Source organism: Williamsia sp. CHRR-6 (genome assembly GCF_018474015.1).
Lineage (GTDB): Bacteria > Actinomycetota > Actinomycetes > Mycobacteriales > Mycobacteriaceae > Williamsia_A.
The window spans coordinates 62,047-80,116 of record NZ_JAHCSG010000003.1; the positions used below are offsets into that span (position 1 = coordinate 62,047).

The 18,070-nt window shown below is 66.7% G+C and carries 16 protein-coding genes; 5 read left to right on the plus strand and 11 right to left on the minus strand.

Going from position 1 to position 18,070, the window contains the following annotated elements; genetic code table 11:
• Nucleotides 1-43: 43 nt before the first annotated feature.
• Genes KIK15_RS09170 through KIK15_RS09180 form a run of 3 tightly spaced genes read right to left on the minus strand, consistent with a single transcriptional unit; the run spans nt 44 to nt 3,043 of the window.
• Complete coding sequence (locus tag KIK15_RS09170) at nt 44-535, minus strand: SRPBCC family protein (RefSeq protein ID WP_214243924.1); 492 nt, start codon at nt 533-535, stop codon at nt 44-46.
• A complete protein-coding gene (locus KIK15_RS09175; protein ID WP_214243925.1) occupies nt 532-1,488 on the minus strand; it encodes an alpha/beta fold hydrolase in 957 nt (318 codons plus the stop codon). The genes KIK15_RS09170 and KIK15_RS09175 overlap by 4 nt, the downstream gene beginning before the upstream one ends.
• Complete coding sequence (locus tag KIK15_RS09180; RefSeq protein WP_214243926.1) at nt 1,481-3,043, minus strand: NAD(P)/FAD-dependent oxidoreductase; 1,563 nt, start codon at nt 3,041-3,043, stop codon at nt 1,481-1,483. The genes KIK15_RS09175 and KIK15_RS09180 overlap by 8 nt, the downstream gene beginning before the upstream one ends.
• A gap of 203 nt (nt 3,044-3,246) precedes the next feature.
• On the opposite strand from KIK15_RS09180, the gene KIK15_RS09185 reads away from it, so the two are divergent.
• Together KIK15_RS09185 and deoC are read left to right on the plus strand one after the other, a co-directional pair.
• Entirely contained in the window at nt 3,247-4,599 is a 1,353-nt protein-coding gene (locus tag KIK15_RS09185) for an MFS transporter (RefSeq protein WP_307851807.1), read from the plus strand.
• A gap of 19 nt (nt 4,600-4,618) precedes the next feature.
• On the plus strand, nt 4,619-5,305 hold the full coding sequence (gene deoC, locus KIK15_RS09190; RefSeq protein ID WP_214243927.1) for a deoxyribose-phosphate aldolase: 687 nt from the start codon (nt 4,619-4,621) through the stop codon (nt 5,303-5,305).
• Between the two features lie 419 nt (nt 5,306-5,724).
• Here the strand turns inward: deoC and KIK15_RS09195 are convergent, their stop codons facing one another.
• The 7 genes from KIK15_RS09195 to KIK15_RS09225 all read right to left on the minus strand — a co-directional run bounded on the left by KIK15_RS09195 (nt 5,725) and on the right by KIK15_RS09225 (nt 11,827).
• Nucleotides 5,725-6,798, minus strand: a complete 1,074-nt coding sequence (locus KIK15_RS09195) for an alpha/beta fold hydrolase (protein WP_214243928.1) — start codon at nt 6,796-6,798, stop codon at nt 5,725-5,727.
• Nucleotides 6,795-7,619: a MerR family transcriptional regulator gene (locus KIK15_RS09200; protein WP_214243929.1), complete on the minus strand. Its 825-nt coding sequence runs from the start codon at nt 7,617-7,619 to the stop codon at nt 6,795-6,797. Before KIK15_RS09200 ends, KIK15_RS09195 begins: the two co-directional genes overlap by 4 nt.
• Nucleotides 7,620-7,662: 43 nt before the next feature.
• Nucleotides 7,663-8,580, minus strand: a complete 918-nt coding sequence (locus KIK15_RS09205) for a diiron oxygenase (protein ID WP_214243930.1) — start codon at nt 8,578-8,580, stop codon at nt 7,663-7,665.
• A gap of 228 nt (nt 8,581-8,808) precedes the next feature.
• Complete coding sequence (locus KIK15_RS09210) at nt 8,809-9,099, minus strand: DUF2516 family protein (protein WP_374222840.1); 291 nt, start codon at nt 9,097-9,099, stop codon at nt 8,809-8,811.
• Nucleotides 9,100-9,204: 105 nt separating this feature from the next.
• Complete coding sequence (locus KIK15_RS09215) at nt 9,205-9,891, minus strand: heparin-binding hemagglutinin (RefSeq protein WP_214243931.1); 687 nt, start codon at nt 9,889-9,891, stop codon at nt 9,205-9,207.
• A 73-nt stretch (nt 9,892-9,964) separates the two neighbouring features.
• Nucleotides 9,965-10,486 carry a helix-turn-helix domain-containing protein gene (locus KIK15_RS09220; RefSeq protein WP_250324426.1) on the minus strand — a complete coding sequence of 174 codons (522 nt, stop codon included), beginning with the start codon at nt 10,484-10,486 and terminating at the stop codon, nt 9,965-9,967.
• A gap of 126 nt (nt 10,487-10,612) precedes the next feature.
• Nucleotides 10,613-11,827: a DUF445 domain-containing protein gene (locus KIK15_RS09225; protein ID WP_214244526.1), complete on the minus strand. Its 1,215-nt coding sequence runs from the start codon at nt 11,825-11,827 to the stop codon at nt 10,613-10,615.
• A 204-nt stretch (nt 11,828-12,031) separates the two neighbouring features.
• On the opposite strand from KIK15_RS09225, the gene KIK15_RS09230 reads away from it, so the two are divergent.
• The 3 genes from KIK15_RS09230 to KIK15_RS09240 all read left to right on the plus strand — a co-directional run bounded on the left by KIK15_RS09230 (nt 12,032) and on the right by KIK15_RS09240 (nt 15,688).
• Nucleotides 12,032-13,246, plus strand: coding sequence for a DUF4873 domain-containing protein (locus tag KIK15_RS09230; RefSeq protein ID WP_214243932.1), 1,215 nt, complete (start codon nt 12,032-12,034; stop codon nt 13,244-13,246).
• A gap of 146 nt (nt 13,247-13,392) precedes the next feature.
• Nucleotides 13,393-14,784 (plus strand): lipase family protein, encoded by a 1,392-nt coding sequence (locus tag KIK15_RS09235; RefSeq protein WP_214243933.1) that lies wholly within the window; start codon nt 13,393-13,395, stop codon nt 14,782-14,784.
• 46 nt (nt 14,785-14,830) lie between these two features.
• Nucleotides 14,831-15,688 (plus strand): polyphosphate kinase 2 family protein, encoded by an 858-nt coding sequence (locus tag KIK15_RS09240; protein ID WP_214243934.1) that lies wholly within the window; start codon nt 14,831-14,833, stop codon nt 15,686-15,688.
• 24 nt (nt 15,689-15,712) lie between these two features.
• Here the strand turns inward: KIK15_RS09240 and metE are convergent, their stop codons facing one another.
• Nucleotides 15,713-18,016: a 5-methyltetrahydropteroyltriglutamate--homocysteine S-methyltransferase gene (metE, locus tag KIK15_RS09245; protein ID WP_214243935.1), complete on the minus strand. Its 2,304-nt coding sequence runs from the start codon at nt 18,014-18,016 to the stop codon at nt 15,713-15,715.
• Between the last annotated feature and the right edge of the window lie 54 nt (nt 18,017-18,070).

The window sequence follows — 18,070 nt, forward strand, 5'->3', positions numbered from 1 at the left end:
CTTTCCTGGTCGTTGTTCGGTCGTTGCTGGTGTCGTGTGCGGGTCAGGCGCTCGCGCTCAGCCGGTGCTCACGCACGGCGAGCTTCTCCAACTCGGCCAACGAGGTGGCGAACTCTGTGGTCACCATCGAGCGCAGCGCCGCACCGTACAGCCGGGACAGCGGGCCCACCTGCAGCGTCAGCTGCGAGCCGTAGGTGGTCTTGGTGTGTTCGCGGCCGTCTGAGTCGGTCAGCGGCTCGAAGCGGGTGTAGGCCTGGACCAGGCCGACCCCGGGGAACCCGCCCCCGACGAACACCCGCTCGCGGTTCGGTTCCACCGACGCCACGGTCCACTCGGTGGTGGAGGTCCATGGCCCGATCACCACGCTGAGCTCGGTGAAGTGATCACCCACCTCCGCCGGGCCGGCCCGGAAGTCCACGGAGCGAACATTGTTGACCCATTCGGCATTGCGCACTGGGCTGCCCGTGATGGTCCACAGCACCTCCAGCGGCACCGGGATAAGGCGGGTGGCCGAGAACTCCACGACTTTGCTCATGACGACTCCTGGGTTGCGAGGGAGGACGCGGCCTCCAGATGGGGAAGAACATGGCCGAAGAACTCGTCGCCGAGCGATTCGGGTAGGTGGTGCCCGGCGCCGACCAACTCGACGAACCGAGCGCCGGGCACAGCATCGGCGGTGGCACGGCCCCCGGAGGGGTGCACGATCAGATCGCGGTCACCGTGCAGCACCAGGGTGGGAACGCGCAGTCCACGCAGGGCGGAGGTGCGATCGGGCGAGGCGGAGATGGCCTCGACCTGGCGCGCCGATCCGGCGGCGAGATCGTCACCGCAGCGGTCCCACATGCCCGCCGCCAGAGCCGCTTCGGCGACCTCGTCGATGGGATGCGCGCGGCCGGCGAGGTGGTCGGTCATCCGCAGATGGTTGCGGACGAACCCGACCCGGGTCCTCGGCGCCGGTGCGGCCATCAGCGCCATCGTCGACAGCGCGGGTCGCCCCACGTCCTTGGCGCCGGTGGTCGAGTACACCGACGTCAACGACGCCACCCGGTGTGGAGCCATCAGCGCGATGGTCTGCGCGATCATCCCGCCCATCGAGCGGCCGATCAGATGCACCCGGCCCACGTCGAGCAGGTCGAGCAGCTCGACGAGGTCTGCGCCCATGTCGGCAAGGGTGTAGGCATCCGACCGCGCCACCCCCAGCGCCTGCCGCCACAACGCGGGTGGGCGGGTGCTCGCAAACGTCGATCGGCCGCTGTCGCGGTTGTCCGCGCGCACCACCCGATGGTTCGCGGCGATCAGGCGGCTGACGTAGCTCTGCGACCAGGTGGTCAGGTCCTCACCGAGACCACCGATCAGCAGGACCGTCTCGGTGCCCGCGTCCGATGTCGAGCCGGACCGATGGTCGCCGGCGCTGTCGCGGAAGCACAGTCGGATGCCGGTCGAGAGGGTGAGGAAGCGATCCTCGTGGTGCCCGGCCCGCTCATGCACGGCCGGCTCCGACGGTGGTGCGCACCCGATCGCGACTCGAGCTCAGATGCAGGTTCTCGTCCACCACGGCTCCCTTGAGCAGGCGGGCGTCCTCCTGATACCCCATGGCCATCCGCCACGGCTTGGTCTGTCCCTGCTTGGGCAGCTGATCGGCCGCACGCAGGGCGTAGCCGGCGCTGATGTCCATCACCGGCCGCGTCTGCATACCGGGATCGGCGATGGCGACCGCGGTGTCGTAGCCGTGCGCGTCCATGTGCTGGACCAGGCTCAGAAAGTACTTGCACATCAGCGAGACCTTCAGCGTCCACGACGAGGTGGTGTAGCCGATGGCCATGGCCCAGTTGGGGATTCCCGAGAGCAGCATGCCGCGGTAGCAGATGCTCTCGCTGACGTCGACGGGTCGGCCGTCGATGTCGAGTTCGATACCGCCGAACAGACGCAGGTTCAGCCCGGTGGCGGTGACGATGATGTCGGCCTCGAGCTCCTCACCGGAGGAGAGCCGGATGCCCTTCTCGGTGAAGGTGTCGATGGTGTCGGTGACCACCGACGCCGATCCGTCGCTGAGCACCGCGAACAGGTCACCGTCGGGGGCGACGCACAGGCGCTGATCCCACGGGTTGTACGGCGGGTTGAAGTGCTTGTCCACCTCGAAGCCGGCGGGCAGCGCCTTGGCGTTGACCCGTCGCAGGAACTTGCGGCCCAGCTTGGGGAACCGACGCAGACCGTGCACGACAGCCCAGTCGGTCCAGACGTTCTTGAATCGGGTCAGCGCATATCCGCGCTGCTCACCGAAGTACTTGGTCAACTTGACCGCGACGCCGTCCACACGCGGAAGAGACATGATGTAGGTCGGGGTGCGCTGCAGCATCGTCACGTGCGCTGCCGCCTTGGCCGGGTCGCCCTCGCCGCGCGCCATCGACGGCACGATGGTGACCGCGGTGGCGCCGCTGCCGATCACGACGACCTTCTTGTCCGCGTAGTCCAGTCCTTCGGGCCAGTGCTGCGGATGCACGATGGTGCCCTGGAACTTCTCGCTGCCGGGGAACTCAGGTAGGTAGCCCTGCTCGTAGTTGTAGTAGCCGGTGCTGGCGAAGACCCAATTGGCGGTGATGACGCTCTCACGGCGGGCGTCGGTGTCGGGATCGGTGATCTCGACGGTGAGAGTCCAGCGCGCGTCCTCGCTGGACCAGGACGCGTGCACCACCTTGTGATTGAGGCGAATCTTGGAACGCAGCGCGTTCTCGTCGACGGTCTCGGCGAGGTACTCGCGGATCAGCGGCGCGTCGGCGATGGCGGACTCGTGCCTCCACGCCTTGAACTCGTAGCCGAAGGTGTGCAGGTCGGAGTCCGACCGAATACCGGGGTAACGGAACAGGTCCCAGGTGCCCCCGATGTTGCTGCGGCCTTCGAGCACGGTGAACGTCTTGGACGGAAGTTCGGTGGCGATGTAGCGCGCTGCACCGATGCCGGAGATGCCGGCGCCGATCACGACGATGTCGAGATGATCGACCGCCGAGGACCTACTGGTGGTGGCCTTGCGGGTGGGTGTGCTCATTGCGATCTCCTGTCGTTCGGGCTCTCCACCACGGTGGTGCACACGGCCACCTGTGCCCAAGGTCACAGCGCACCGACGTGTTCACGACGTGGTGCACGGTGCACCGCCGGGTGGTGTGACGTGGGCGATCGACTTCTGAACGTTTCGTTCAGCGGGGGTAGAAGTCTCGACCCGTCGGCGCAGCGTGCATAGCGTGCGGCCACGTGACTGTCGACCCGACGTTCGAGCGGCGCCGCCTGCGGGTGATCGTCGCCTCCGCCCTGCTGGGCACCACCATCGAGTGGTACGACTTCTTCCTCTACGCCACCGCGGCGTCGCTGGTGTTCAACAAACTGTTCTTCCCCGACACCAGTTCATATGTGGGAACCATGTTGTCGCTGGCCACCTTTGCCGTCGGCTTCCTGGTCCGACCGATCGGCGGGTTGGTGTTCGGTCACATCGGCGACCGCATCGGCCGCAAGAAGACCCTCGCGGTGACCATGCTGTTGATGGGTGTGGCCACTGCGCTGATGGCCGTTCTGCCCACCGCTGCGCAGGTGGGTGTGGCCGCGCCGATCATGCTGCTGGTGCTGCGCATCGTCCAGGGTTTCGCGCTCGGCGGCGAATGGGCCGGTGCGGTGTTGATGTCGGTCGAACACGGCCCACGCGGGCGTACCGGATTGTTCGGCTCGATCCCCCAAATCGGCCTAGCCCTCGGGTTGGGTTTGGGCACAGCCATTTTCGCCACCCTGCAGACGGTGCTGAGCCGCGCCGACTTCCTCGCGTTTGGATGGCGCATCGCCTTCGGGCTGAGCCTGCTGCTGGTGATCGTGGGCTTCGTGGTGCGTCTGGTGGTCGACGAGACGCCGGCGTTCGCTGCGGTGCAGAACCAGTCCGCCGTGGCGCGCGCCCCGATCCGGGCCCTGTTCGCCGACCGTCGACTGGGCGCTCAGACCTTCTTCGGTCTGCTGTCCCGGTGGGCTGAGGGCGCGGCGTTCAACACCTGGGGCGTCTTCGCCATCACCTACGCCACCGGCACCCTGGCCATGGACAAGGTGTCGGTGCTGTGGTCGGTCACCCTGGCCACCGCAGTGATGGCCGCGGTCATCCCGATCTCCGGCCTGATGGCCGACCGGATCGCCCCGAAATGGATCTTCATCAGCGGGATCACGGCGTTCGGCCTGGCGGTCTTCCCGGTGTTCGCGCTGTTCAACACCGGCGACATCGTCTGGTTCACCGTGGGTTTGGTCATCGTGTTCGGCCTCATCCACGGGTGGTTCTACGGGGCTCAGGGCACCATGTATGCGCTGCTCTACCCGACCGAGGTCCGCTACACCGGCATCTCGTTCATCTACAACTTCGCCGGGGTGTACGCCTCGGGTCTGACTCCGCTGATCCTCACCGCGCTCATCCACTCCAGCGGTGGCAGTCCCTGGGGCGCTGCGACCTATCTGGTGGCCACCGCGGTCATATCGGTGATCGGGGCGCTGTTCCTGCGCCCGCGCGACCCCGCAGACGCGTTCATCTTCGATCGCCGAGACGCCGAGGCGGCGACGCTGGGGACACCGGCCGAGTGAGTGTGTCACCCTCGTAGGCATGACATCTGCTCCTACCGGTTCCCTGACCCGCTCGGCCGTAGCCGCGTTGGTCGACCACACCCTGCTCAAGCCGGAAGCCACCCGCGCCGACGCGCAAGCGTGCGTGGCCGAGGCCATCGACCTCGGGGTGTACGCGGTGTGCCTGTCACCGTCGATGCTGCCCATCGACACCGGGACCGCGAAAAGCTGTGTGGTGGCCGGATTCCCGTCGGGCAAGCACCACTCGTTGGTGAAGGCGGCCGAGGCTCGGTTGGCCGTCGACACCGGTGCGGTGGAGGTGGACATGGTGATCGACGTGGGTGCCGCCGTGGCCGGCAAGTTCGACGAGGTGTTCGGCGACGTGCTGACCGTGCGCGAAGCCATCGGACCCGAGGTGGTGCTCAAGGTGATCATCGAGTCGGCGGCGCTGCTGTCCCTGGCCGGCCCCGACACCGTCACCGAGGTGTCGCGGGTGGCCGCGAAAGCCGGTGCGACACTGGTGAAAACGTCTACCGGCTTTCATCCGGCCGGCGGCGCCAGCGTGGAGGCGGTGACGCTCATGCGGGCGGCGGTGCCCGCACACGTCGGAGTGAAGGCATCCGGCGGCATCCGCACCGCCGAGTTCGCCGCCGAACTGATCGCCGCCGGCGCCACCCGCCTAGGCCTGTCCGGCTCGCGCGCGGTCCTCGACGGATTCCCCGCCTGACGCACCCGTCGAACGTGCCGAAAGTGGGCGTCGACCGTGCCGAAAGTGGGCGTCGACCGTGCCGAAAGTGGGCGTCCACCGTGCCGAAACGAGCGTCACGGCTGCACTTCGGCACTATCGACAAGACTTTTCGGCACGGTCGACGGGTTGTTTCGGCACGGTCGACGGGGTCGGGGTCAGCCTGATTCGAGCTGGCACCGGAAACAGCTCGCCACCCCAGACGGGCAACCCACTGACCGAGACATCGACCGTGCCGAAAAATGGCGTCCATCGTGCCGAAACAGCGGCAGCACAGCGTATTTCGGCACGGTCGACGCGCTATTTCGGCACGGTCGACGCGCTATTTCGGCACGGTCGACGCGCTATTTCGGCACGGTCGGCGCGCTATTTCGGCACGGTCGACGGGTGGGCGTGGGCGGTCAGGTGGTGATGAGTTCGGCTCGGTCGCTGGTGGATTCGAGCAGATCGGTGAGCAGCCGGTTGTAGGGGCCGGACTGTTCGATGTTGGCCATGTGGCCGGTGTCGGGCAGCACCAGGTATTCGGTGAGGTTGGCGGTGCGGGTCAGCTCGGCGGCGATCGCATCGGAGTGCGCCTGCGGGGTCAACCTGTCCTCGGTCCCCACCACGACCGCGGTGGGGACGGCGAGGTTCAGCACTCCCTGCCACACGTCGAGGTCCAGCATCGCCGCACCCCAGCGGGCGCGCGCAACCGCCGAGCATTCGGTGACCATCTCGTCGACGAACTCGACGTGAGCCTTACGGGCGTTGTCGCATAGCGCGATGTACTGAACCACCCTCGGCGACAACGGCGTCGACGGGATGGGCAGCGGCGTGGTGGCCACGAGGCGACCCACCGCGAACTCGAACGGTGCGGCGAATCGGGGCAACTCCTCGGGCACCACGGCCAGGTTCTGCAGCACCTCCACCGCCGCGGTGGAGGTGAGCACCACCGCACGCGCGAATCGGGCCACGCTGTCGGGATGCCACTTGGCCCATGCCATCACCGACATGCCGCCCATGCTGTGACCGGCGATCAGTGCGCGCCGCCCGTCGGGCACCACCGCCGAGAGCACCGCCTCGAGATCTGATCCGAGCAGCGTGGTGCTCAATGGCGTGGACCCGAGCGGGGTGTCACCGTGGCCACGCTGGTCGTAGGCGACCACCCGGTAGCGATCGGCGAATGCATTCACCTGCGCCCACCAGTGTTTGGTGCTGCAGGTCCAGCCATGGGAGAACACCAGGACGTCGCCGTCGGGCGGCCCCCACGCCAACACGTTGATCGGGGTGCCGTCCTCGCCGCGCACATCCACCCGATGCGCCGGCAACGGCGGGCGCCGCAGCAGCGGGTCGGGTCCATCATCGACCGGCCTGGGAGCCGACGTAGCCGCTTTCACCAAGGCGCCCAGCGTGGTTCCCACCCCGAGGGCCACCCCGCCTGCCGCCACGCCACCGGTGATCGCGAGCCCGGTCACCGTCTGTCGCACCCAGCTCATCGGAATCCTTCTGTCTTCTCGTCGAGCGCACTCGAACGGTCGAATCCTGCTGTCACATCCTGTGTCTCGGTCTCGCGCGGTCCGAAGAGGTCGGCGCGCTCGGAGCCCAGGATCTGCGAGGCCTCCCCGATGGCGACGGAGATCTTCTCGTCCAACGCTTTTCGGAATGCCGTCTGCACGATCTCGTGTGCCATCGGCCGCACCGTCTGGATCAGCTCGGCCACCTTGGCCATCTCCCGCTCCTCGAGATCCAACAGTCCACCCTCGTCGACGAAGTACTTGTCGGTGATGATGGACACGAAGCTGTCGGCCACGTCTTCAAGGTCGGACTCCACCCGCTCCCAGCGTCGCAGCAGCGATTCCAGGTCGACGCCGGCCTTGACCAGAACCTCGGCGCCCTCCAACAACTCGGGGCGCTTGATCGCGTACTGCGCACCTTCTTTGGCCAGCAAGCCCAGCCGCTGGCTCAACGCGATGGTGGTGTCGGTGGCCCCGAGGGTGCGCCGCAGCTCGGTGAGGGTGATGGTGGCGGCCCGCTTGAACGTGCGCCAGCGACCGCCGCGCGGCTCGCCGTGCAGCACGTGCTCGACCTTCATGCCGTAGTGCGCGGCCTGCAACAGTTCGCTGATCGTGGCGAAGGTGTAGCCACGCTCGAGCAGCCGCGAGATGAGGGTGAGTCGCACGAGATGGTCCTGGGAGTACCACCCGGTGCGACCCTTGATCCTCGGCGGAGGCAACAACCCACGGTCCTGATACACCCGGATGTTCCGCACGCTCACCCCCGACTGCTCGGCGAGCTCGTTGATCCGGTATTCAGCCACGCTCCGAGTCTATCTGTGCGGGTGAGCGGGCCCGCTGCGACGCTCAGATGATGGAGCCGCGCCGCAGCAGCCAGGTGCCGGGGCCACCGATCAGGCCACACTCGTCGAGGAACTCGATGGTCTTGGCGCACCCGTTGCGCTTGCGATCGTTGTAGTAGACGTTGGCGCGCGCGGCCTTCTTGGCGGCCTTGCGATCGAGTCCGGCCGCCTCGTAGACGCGGGGGTTCACCAGCGTGGCCACCACGAGGTAGACGGTCAACGCCAACAGCATCCGCGTCATGTGCCGACGGAACGCGCTCATCTCGGCCGCCACGCGCACGGTCTCCTCGCGGGCGAAGCGGATGTGGCGCGCCTCCTCCAACACGTGGATGCGGCTGACGGTGCGAGTCACCGGCTGCACCCGGTCGTCTTTCATGAAGTCCCGCTGCATCATGTCGAGGATCTCTTCGGCGGCCAGCGTGCCTCCGAAGGCCAGGGTGCCCGAGGCCAACGCCTTGAACGGCCGCGCCAGGAAGTTGATCAGCTTGGGCCGCTCGTAGTTGGGGATACCGAAATACGTTGCCGCCTTGGCGAACATCGTCGAGTGCCGGCACTCGTCGGCGATCTCGGTGAGCGCGAACTGGAAGTGCGGCGAGGCCGGATCCTGCTTGTAGGCATCGCGGATCAGCATCTGCATCAGGATGATCTCGAACCAGATACCGGTGGCCGAGATGCTGGCCGCCTCGTGCTCGGTGAGCGTGATGCGCTGCTCGGTGGTCATCGACTCCCACATGTCGGTGCCGTAGAGCGAGCACCACTCCGGGGTCATGCCGTAGTAGGAGTGATCGATCGGGGCGTCCCAGTCGACCTCGATCAACGGGTCATAAGACTTGCGGGCCGAGGAGGCGAGCAAGCGGCGGGCCACGTCGGAGCGGTCCTGCACGCGCTCGAGACGGGTGAGCGGTTCGGCGGCGATGGTCATCTCGGCACTCCTTCGAAGACCACAGCGGCCTCCTCGTCGGCAACGAACGTGTCAACAAACGATGCGATATGACACCGGTGGTTGTCAAGGTTTTTGTGCCAACGCATATTGTCACGAACCGATGAAGGCCGTTCTGAGCTGGTGTTGAGTGGAATGAGAGTACGACGTGCGCCTCGGCCCAGCCGTCGCAGTGAACCGACGTCCCACCCGACCGGACCGCCGGGAAGATCAGACCTTACGGAACCACTTGCGCCCGAGGATCGCGTCGATACGGGGGCGCACATCGACGATGTAGACCAGCACCGCGACCACGCCGAAGATGCCGAAGAACGAGATGACCCCGGTCAGTCCGATGAGCAGGGTGGCGACCGCGAGGATGGACACCCACATGACCTTCGACTGTCGGTCGACCGCAGGAAAGGCGTCGGGGCGGGTGATGGCCGCATGCACCAGGGCCGCCAGGGCCGCGGCACCGCCGGCCAGCCAGAGCACGTATACGAGGATGCTGATGATCGCCACGCCACGAGCCTAACGGGTCGGTCCCATCGGCCCGTTAGAACACAGACCACCCCCGCCCGGGTGCGACCCGAACGGGGGTGGTCGACAGGTGTACTGCTGGGTGGATCAGGCCTTCTTGGCCGGAGCCTTCTTCGCGGGCGCCTTCTTGGCCGGCGCCTTCTTGGCCGGGGCGACAGCCTTCTTCACCGCGGCCGGAGCCTTCTTGGCCGGGGTCTTGGCGGGGTCGGTGGCGTCCTTGACCTCGGCGATGGCCTTGGCCGGCGAGTCCTTGGACCGACGCGCCTTCGCCTCGAGAGTGCCTGCGGCACCGGCGATCTGACCGGCGGCGTAGTTGGCCAGCTCGGCCGCCTTCTTGCCCACCGCGCGGGTCTGCGAAGAGATGGTGCCCAGGGTCTCCTGGGTCACGTCGACAGCCTCGTTGTAGGCCTCGTCCAGCTCCTCGACGGCCTCCTGCGCTTCGGGGGTCTGGATCAGGCGGCCCACGGCCTCCTCGCCACGCTCAGCGAGTGAGTTGTAGATGCTGGTCGCCACCTCGATGTAGGCCTCGGCCAGCTTGCGCAGTTCTTCGGAGGTGAACTTCGACCGCAGCTCCTCGATGCCTGCGGGCACCTCCTCGGGCAGAGCGTTGATCTTCTCGACGGTCTCCTCGATACGGGCCTGGGCGGTCTCGGCCGCCGTCTCGGTGGCCTCACGCAGCTGACCGAGCAGCTCCTGCGCGTGCTGCAGGGCGAGGTCGGTGACTCCGACAGCGGCGTAGATCGGCGAGGCCAACCCGCGATCGTTCTTGCTCATATCTGTTTCCCTCTCGGTGTGTGAACTGTTGATGCAACGATCGCGTGCTCGCGACCGTGGTTCGGCAAACCGCTTACGGCTCAACCTCTTCGGCGTCTGATCCGGGTGGATCAGATGTCCTCGAGCCAGACTCCTTGGAGGAAGACCCGGCAGCGTTGTTCTCCCTGCGGAAGGTCTCGTAGATCTCGAGCATCATCTGCTTCTGACGTTCACTGATCTGCGAGTCGGCCAGCAGCGCATCACGCACCGGACTGGCCGCGCGGGGTTCGAGAATGCCGGCCCGGACGTAGAGCACTTCGGCCGACACACGCAGACCCTTGGCGATCTGCGCCAGCACATCGGCGGAGGGCTTGCGCAGCCCCCGTTCGATCTGGCTGAGGTACGGATTGCTGACCCCGGCCCGCTCCGCCAACTGACGCAGCGACACCTCGGCGGCGATCCGCTGAGATCTGATGAAGTCACCGATGTCCTGCGCGGCGCTGGCCACACCGGTACCGATCTCCTGGGCTGCGTTCGCCACTCCGGCGACCACCCCCGCAACGTCATCGGACAACGCCTCTGACGCGCGGTCCGGTGAGCTGGTGGACTCGGCCATCGATCACCCTCCTCAGGTCTCGCGACCAGTATCGGCAGGGGTGCTAGCTAATGCAAGCGGTCTGCTAACTCTGCACGTCAAATGTGGTGCACACCACAAAAGGCCAGGTCGTCGACCACACGATGCTCAGCCGCCGAAGAGCAACACCGAGACGGTGTAGATGACCAGGCCGGCCAGCGAGCCCACCACCGTGCCGTTGATCCGGATGAACTGCAGGTCGCGCCCCACCTGCAGTTCGATCTTGCGGCTGGTGTCCTCGGCGTCCCAGGCGCGCACGGTCTCGGTGATCACCGAGACGATCTCATCGGCGTAGTTGTCGGCGACGTGACGCGCCACCCGCACGGTCCACATGTTCATCTTGGCCTGCAGCACCTCATCAGAATCGATGCGTGTGGCCACCGTGATCACCGCATCGGCCAGGCCGGTACGCAGCGAGCTGTCCGGGTCGTCGAGGGCCTGTTCCAGCACCGCCTTGGCCGCCTTCCACGCCGTGGACGCCGCACCGGCCACCTCGTCGCGACCGAGGAACTCGTCCTTGATCGACTCGAAGCGGGCGATGGTCGCCTCGTCGTGCTGCAGATCGTCGGCGAAGGTGTCGAGGAATGCACGCATCGCCCGTCGGACCTCGTGTTCGGGGTCGGTCTTGACCTTCCAGGTGAACTCGACGAGCTCACGGTGGATGCGCTCACCGACGAGCACGGTGAGGAACTTGGGTGCCCACGTGGGGCCGTCACGATCGATAACCCGGTCGATCAACGGTTGACTCTCCAGCGACCATTCATGGGCGCGGTCACACAACAGCGCGATCACCGGTTCGAGACGGTCTTCGTCGATGAGCTGCTCGAGGATGCGCCCGGCCGGCGGTCCCCACTGCGGGCGCGCCAACCACTGCACCCCGGCCATGATCAGCTGTTCGATGTCCTCGTCGCGCAACATCTCCCCGGCGAGGCTGATGATCCGCGAGGCCTCGGCCGAGATGCGATCGGCGTTGGCTGGATCGGCCAGCCAATGCGACACCCGCCCGGGCAGCCGCAGCTTGGACACCTGATGTTCGATGACCGCCGGCGTCATGAAGTTCTCCTCGATGAACCCACCGAGCTGATCACCGATCTGATCCTTCTTGCGACGGATCAGTGCGGTGTGCGGAATCGGCAGTCCCAGAGGCTGTTTGAACAGTGCGGTCACGGCGAACCAGTCGGCCAAGCCGCCCACCATGCCGGCCTCGGCCGCGGCGCGCACGAAGGGCACCCACGCGCCGGCATCGCCGCGACTCTCCAGCCACCGCGTGAACAGGTACACGATCGCCGCTGCGACCAGCATCCCGGTGGCCACGTATTTCATCCGGCGCAGCGACGATCGACGCTCGGCGTCGGCGGCCGTGGGCACGGCGAACCCGACCGAGGGCCCAGGGTTCCCGACCGCAGACACTGCGGTGCGTGGGTTGCGGTCAGACAACGGGGTACGAGTCACCCGACCAGTCTTACCGAACGCGGTCGAGGGCGTCTGCGCGCGCCGCTGTTCACGTGGCGGCGATAGTGTCTGGTGATGCCCGCCCGCGACACCACCGCCGCTGCCGCCCGCGCGGCTGTGTTGGCCGCGGCCAATGCCAGCAAGTCGTTGGAGTCGGCCTTGCGTGGCGTGGCCGGCGTGGGCTCAGACCCCGGCGTCAAGACCGACGGCCGCAAGGCGCGGTGGCGTCAACACAAGGAGGACCGGCGCACCGAGCTGGTGGACGGGACGTTGACCGCAGTACGTGAGCTGGGCTCCGATGTGGGCATGGACGAGATCGCGACCCACATCGGAGTGTCGAAAACCGTTCTCTACCGGTACTTCTCGGACAAGAACGACCTCAGCACGGCGGCGATGGTCCGATTCATCGAGACCATCCTGCTGCCCCGGCTCTCCGAGGCGTTGCACGATGACGTCGACGAGTTCACCGTGACACGCGCGGTGATCGCCGCCTACGTGCAGACCATCTCGGAGAACCCGCAGGTCTACGCCTTCGTCACCAGCTCGCAATTCGCCAGCCCAGCGGTGCTGGCCGACTCCGAGAAGCTGATCGCCACCGTGGTCGCATACGCCATGAACGAGCGTCTGCGCGAGCGCGACCTGGACACCAGCGGCTTCGAGACGTGGTCGTATGCGCTGGTCGGCGGTGTGCAGCTGGCCACCCACTGGTGGATGGTCGAACAGCGCATCACCCAGGAGTCGCTGATCGATCACCTCACGATGCTGGTGTGGACCTCGTTCGTGGGCATCGCGCAGGTGGGTGGATCGGTGGCCGAGTTCAACCGCCAGGATCATCCGCTGCCCGAGATCGCAACACCTGCCGGCGCCGCGCCGCCCGCGGCTAGGGTGGCCGACATGAGCGAGGACGCTTCCACCCCGTCTGACCCGCACGCTTGCGACCCGGACGCTTCTTCCCCAGACGCTTGCGACCCGGACGCGGGGGCCGGAGAGTACGTGGGTCCGGCAACGGTGACGGTGACCGGACGCCGCCCGGTGCAGGTCCCGGTACAGCTCGTGGGGCATTTCGATCCGATCGCGGGTCGCTACACCTGGCAGGGACGGATCCGCGGGTTGGCGGACGTGGCCGACCCCACCGATTCGCCGGTCACCGAGGGCACCGCGGTGCGGATCCAGACCCCCCACGGTGCCGGCGACGCGACGATGAGCGCGCAGGATGCGTTCGGCGGGCATGTGGTGCGCGGGGTGGGGGCGCCGCCGTTCGCGCAACTCCCCGACGACACCGAGCGCTGAGCGCTGAGCGCTCATCAGACCTCAGCGCTGAGAGCTCACAGCGGGAGCCGGATCAGGCGCTGACGCGTCACAAGAGTTGCGTCCGACCAGTCCAAAGTTGGCTGCCCGGTGCCGCATTCGTACGCCGACCACGGTACTTTCAGCGCATGCAATCACGTGCGCGCCAGGTCGTGCTCGCCCTCATCGCTTCCGCCGTCACTCCGATGGCTCTGCTGTCACCCAACGGTGGTCCTGCACAGGCAGCGCCGATCGATCCGCTGCCGCCGCCGATCGTCAACGGTCTGCAGGCTGTCGTGGGGCCGCCGCCCATCCCGAAACTGAAGACCATCCCGCCGATCGCTTACACACCAGGCCTGAGCCATTCGCTGATGGAGCTGCGCGCGGCGATGCTGCCGCCGCCGGTGGGCGATCCGTTCTTTGACGTCTGGCCCGCCAACCTGGCCTCCTACAAGCCGGGCGAGATCATCGGCGTGCGTGAGGTGACCAAGGTGGCGCGCACCGTCATCAACGGCTCGGTCACCTCGGTTCGGCAGTTCAAGTTTCGCACCACCGACTCGTTCGGCCTGCCGAGTTTCGGCACCGCCTCGGTCCTGACGCCCACCACCGCGTGGGCCGGTCCGGGTCCGCGGCCCATCCTGCTCAACGACCAGCCGATCGTCTCGCTGGGCACCAAATGCAACCCGGGCTACTCGTTCTCCCATGGGGCACAGGCGGGTTCGCAGTTGGACAACACGCCCCCGGCCACCAAGATGGCGTTGGCCAAGGGCTACACCGTCGTGCTGCCCGACTATCAGGGCCCACGGATGGCCTACGGCGAACCCGTCGTCGCCGGTCACATCACCCTCGACTCGGTCCGGGCACTGGCCCGCCTGGAGCCCACCGATTTCGCCAAACGCAAGATTGCGGTGACCGGTTACTCCGGCGGTTCCATCGCGGTCAACGGCACCGTGAAGTTGGTCAATTCCTATGCGCCCGAACTGAAGAAGCAGTTCGTCGGCGCGGTCCTCGGTGGCACACCCGCCAACTTCAAGGCCCTCATCGGCAGCATGAACGGCAACCTGGCCACCGGCGTGCTGACCGCAGCGGTGATGGGTATCACCCGCGAACACCCGGAGTTGTTGGCACGCACGTACAACAACCCGGCGTTGTGGGTGGGTACCTCTGAGATCTACCGCAACGCGTGCAACACCGAACTCGGTTACACGGGTGCGGCTTTCCTACCGCTGCAGGCGTTGTCGAAGGACGCCGACCCGTTGAACTCGCGCAACGCCAACGAGGTGTATCGCATCGGCACCTTCGCCGAGGGCACCTCGGCGATGCCGATGTACATCTATCACGGGGCTCAGGAGTTCTGGATCCCGATCGGTCCGGCCCGTGAGCTGTGGCGTCAACAGTGCCGGCGCGGCGTCAACGCCTCGTTCCGGCTGGTGCCCGGCGAGCATCTCTACGCCGCGCCCAACGGGTTCCCCGATGCCTTGCAGTGGATGGACGATCTGTTCCGGGGCAAGTCGATACCCAACGGCTGCAAGCCGTCCTGACCGGTTGCGGTCCGCAACCGGGCCCACCGGCGCTAGATTGGCAGCCATGACACCGCCGGGATGGTCGGCCGCGCCCAGAGATCTGCTGCGGCCCAGCGCCATGGGACCGTTTGCAGACATCGACCACGAGAGCTGTCTTGGCTTCACGAAGTCGAAAGCCGACGGCGCCGAGATCTTGGCGCAGCGCGGGGTGGTGCTGGCCGGGCTGCAGGAGCGGTTGTTCGCCAACGGTCGCAGCGGCGACACCCGGTCGGTGCTGCTGGTGTTGCAGGGTATGGACACCGCAGGCAAGGGCGGGATCGTGCGCAATGTGATGGGGATGGTCGACCCGCAGGGAGTCGCGCACGCGTCGTTCGGCAAGCCCACCGAGGAGGAGTTGTCGCACGATTTCCTGTGGCGGATCCACAAGCAGATCCCGCCCGCCGGGCACATCGGCGTGTTCGACCGCTCGCACTACGAGGACGTGTTGGTGGTGCGGGTGCACAACCTGGTGCCCCGCTCGGTGTGGGAGCCGCGGTACGACATCATCAACCAGTTCGAGGACGAGCTGATCGCCTCGGGCACGGTGATCATCAAGGTGGCCCTTGCCCTGTCGTTTGAAGAGCAGGGTCGGCGGCTGGCCGAACGGTTGGATCGTCCGGACAAGTACTGGAAGTACAACCCCGGCGATGTGGACGAGCGCGGATTCTGGTCGGATTATCAGGCGGCGTATCAGGCGATGCTGGATCGCACCGATACCCCCGGCGCACCCTGGTATGTGGTGCCCGCGAACCGCAAATGGTATGCGCGCCTTGCCGTCACCGAATTGTTGATCGACGCGCTGGAACGGCTCGACCTGGATTGGCCACCGGCCGACTTCGACGTCGAGGTGGAGAAGGCTCGCCTGGCGGCAACCCGTGAGTGAATTACGCCCTCCCGCGGTACCAAATCACTCACGGGGCGCAAGGCCACCCCGGCGGCGTTGGCGGCGCGCAGCGGCGACCATGTTGCGCAGCGACGGTTCCAGCTGCCAGTAGTGCCTGGTCTTCAGACCACCATCGGGGTTGACCCACAACCGATCCGGGTCGATGGCCTGCACCGCGCGCTGGATCCGTTCGTCGATCTCGTCGATGTCGGGGATGGCCGCGCTGCGACTCTCATAGACCCCCGGGCCCACCCCACGTTTGATGGCGGTACCGCTGGCCACGATCTCGTCGAGCACCCAGTCGATGGATCGGGTGGCGACGATGGAGGTGACGTCGGCGTCGAGAGCGTCGAAGGCCTCGACCACTTTGGCGATGCTGGAGTAGCCCAGGTGGGTGTGGATCTGGGTTTCCGGCTTGGCCCCGCCTACGCTGAGCTTGAACGCCGCCACCGCCCAGTCGAGGTAGCCTTCACGACCCCGTTCGCGTAGCGGCAGCAGCTCCCGGATGGACGGCTCGTCGACCTGGATGATCTTGATGCCGGCCTTCTCCAGATCAGCCACCTCGTCGCGCACCGCCAACGCCAGCTGCTCGGCCGTCTCGTATAGCGGCTGATCCTGTCGCACAAAGGATCTGGCCAACATGGTGACCGGTCCGGTGAGGATGCCCTTGACCGGCTTGTCGGTCAAGGACTGGGCGAAGGTGATCCACTCGACGGTCATCGGCTGCTTGCGTTTGATGTCCCCATAGAGCACCGGCGGCCGCACAAAGCGTGAGCCGTAGACCTGCACCCACCCGAAATGTGTTGCGGCGTAACCGTCCATCAACTCGGCAAAGTACTGGATCATGTCGTTGCGCTCGGGCTCGCCGTGTACCAGGACATCGAGCCCGATGTCCTCCTGCAGGGCGATCACCCGGCGGATCTCGTCGCGGATCCGCTCGGCATACTCATCCCAGGTGAGCCGCTGCTGCCCGTAATCGTAACGGGCCTTGCGCATCTCGGGGGTCTGCGGAAACGACCCCAGCGTGCAGGTGGGCACCGGCGGCAACCCTAGGACCTTCGCCTGGATGGCCTTGCGCTCCTCGTAGGGGGCGCGCTCACGCTGCTCGGGCCGGATGTTGGCAACCCGTTGGCGCACATCGTGTTTGAGTTTGAAATGCACCGTCTCGGGACGTTTGCTCCACTCCGGCGGCGCACCGTGGGTGACGGCCTTGGCCAACGCCACCACCTCGCCCACCTTCTGCTTGGCGAAGGCGAGACGGTCGGCGACATCACCGGGGATGTCGTATTCGATCAGCAGGTCGATCGGCACGTGCATCAGGCTGCACGAGGTGGACACCACGATGTCGGGCACCACGGCCTTGAGCGCCAGCAGATATTCCAGCGTCTGGGTCTTGTCGGCCTTCCACACGTTGCGGCCGTTGATGACTCCCGCATACAGGCGCTTGCGTTTGATGCCGGGGATCTCGGTGAGGGTGGCCGGGCTGATGCGTTCGCTGACCAGGTCCAGACCGATCGCCTCGATCTTGGTGGCTGCCAACACCGGCAACGCGGGACCGAGATCGCCGTACTGGCCGGTCACCAGCAGCCGCGGCCGCTGGGCAGCCGCCGAGAGCCGGTCGTAGACCGTGCCCAGCAACGCTATCTCCTGCGCGGTGCGGTCGGAGGTGAACGCCGGCTCGTCGAGCTGGACGCATTTGGCACCCTGTTTGGCCAGTGCGGTGAACAGGTCGAGGTACACCGCGACCAGGTCGTCGATGCGGTCGATGGGCGAGAACCCCTCGGGCGCATCAGGTCCCGGCTTGGACAGCATCAGCAGCGTCAGGGGCCCCAACACCACCGGCCGCAACTCGATGCCCTCGGCTTTAGCCCGGGCGTGCTCGGCCAGCAGGTCCTGCGCATGCAGTGAGAACTGCGTCGCCGGCGAGATCTCGGGCTGCCGGTAGTGGTAGTTGGTGCCGAAGAACTTCACCAACTCCAGCGGCGGGAAATCCGGCTTGCCGCGGGCCATCGCGAAGTAGAAGTCCATCGGCGCCAGCTCGTCGGCCAACGGCGCGAACCGCTGCGGCACCGCGCCGAACAGCAGAGCGTCGTCGAGCACGTGGTCGTAGAAGGAGAACGTGTTGCCGGGCACCTGCTCCAGACCGGTGGCCGCCAGCTCCCGCCAGGTGCCGTCCTGCAGTTCTCGCCCGGCCGCCAGCAGATCGTCGAGATCGGCACTGCCGTGCCAGTAGTCCTCGAGCGCGCGCTTGAGCTCGCGGCGGGCACCGATCCGGGGATACCCCAGGATCGACGACCCGTATTCGATCTTGTCTGCCGGGCTGGTCATCTGCATTCCTCGCTACGGTCGAGGGCGGGCGCTGGGTGGTCGTCGGGGCGGTCG

Coding starts and splice junctions, on each gene's coding strand:
- KIK15_RS09170 (WP_214243924.1), bottom strand. CDS start 535: ATGAGCAAAGTCGTGGAGTTCTCGGCCACCCGCCTTATCCCGGTGCCG.
- KIK15_RS09180 (WP_214243926.1), bottom strand. CDS start 3,043: ATGAGCACACCCACCCGCAAGGCCACCACCAGTAGGTCCTCGGCGGTC.
- deoC (WP_214243927.1), top strand. CDS start 4,619: ATGACATCTGCTCCTACCGGTTCCCTGACCCGCTCGGCCGTAGCCGCG.
- KIK15_RS09195 (WP_214243928.1), bottom strand. CDS start 6,798: ATGAGCTGGGTGCGACAGACGGTGACCGGGCTCGCGATCACCGGTGGC.
- KIK15_RS09205 (WP_214243930.1), bottom strand. CDS start 8,580: ATGACCATCGCCGCCGAACCGCTCACCCGTCTCGAGCGCGTGCAGGAC.
- KIK15_RS09215 (WP_214243931.1), bottom strand. CDS start 9,891: ATGAGCAAGAACGATCGCGGGTTGGCCTCGCCGATCTACGCCGCTGTC.
- KIK15_RS09220 (WP_250324426.1), bottom strand. CDS start 10,486: ATGGCCGAGTCCACCAGCTCACCGGACCGCGCGTCAGAGGCGTTGTCC.
- KIK15_RS09225 (WP_214244526.1), bottom strand. CDS start 11,827: ATGAAATACGTGGCCACCGGGATGCTGGTCGCAGCGGCGATCGTGTAC.
- KIK15_RS09230 (WP_214243932.1), top strand. CDS start 12,032: ATGCCCGCCCGCGACACCACCGCCGCTGCCGCCCGCGCGGCTGTGTTG.
- KIK15_RS09235 (WP_214243933.1), top strand. CDS start 13,393: ATGCAATCACGTGCGCGCCAGGTCGTGCTCGCCCTCATCGCTTCCGCC.
- KIK15_RS09240 (WP_214243934.1), top strand. CDS start 14,831: ATGACACCGCCGGGATGGTCGGCCGCGCCCAGAGATCTGCTGCGGCCC.
- metE (WP_214243935.1), bottom strand. CDS start 18,016: ATGACCAGCCCGGCAGACAAGATCGAATACGGGTCGTCGATCCTGGGG.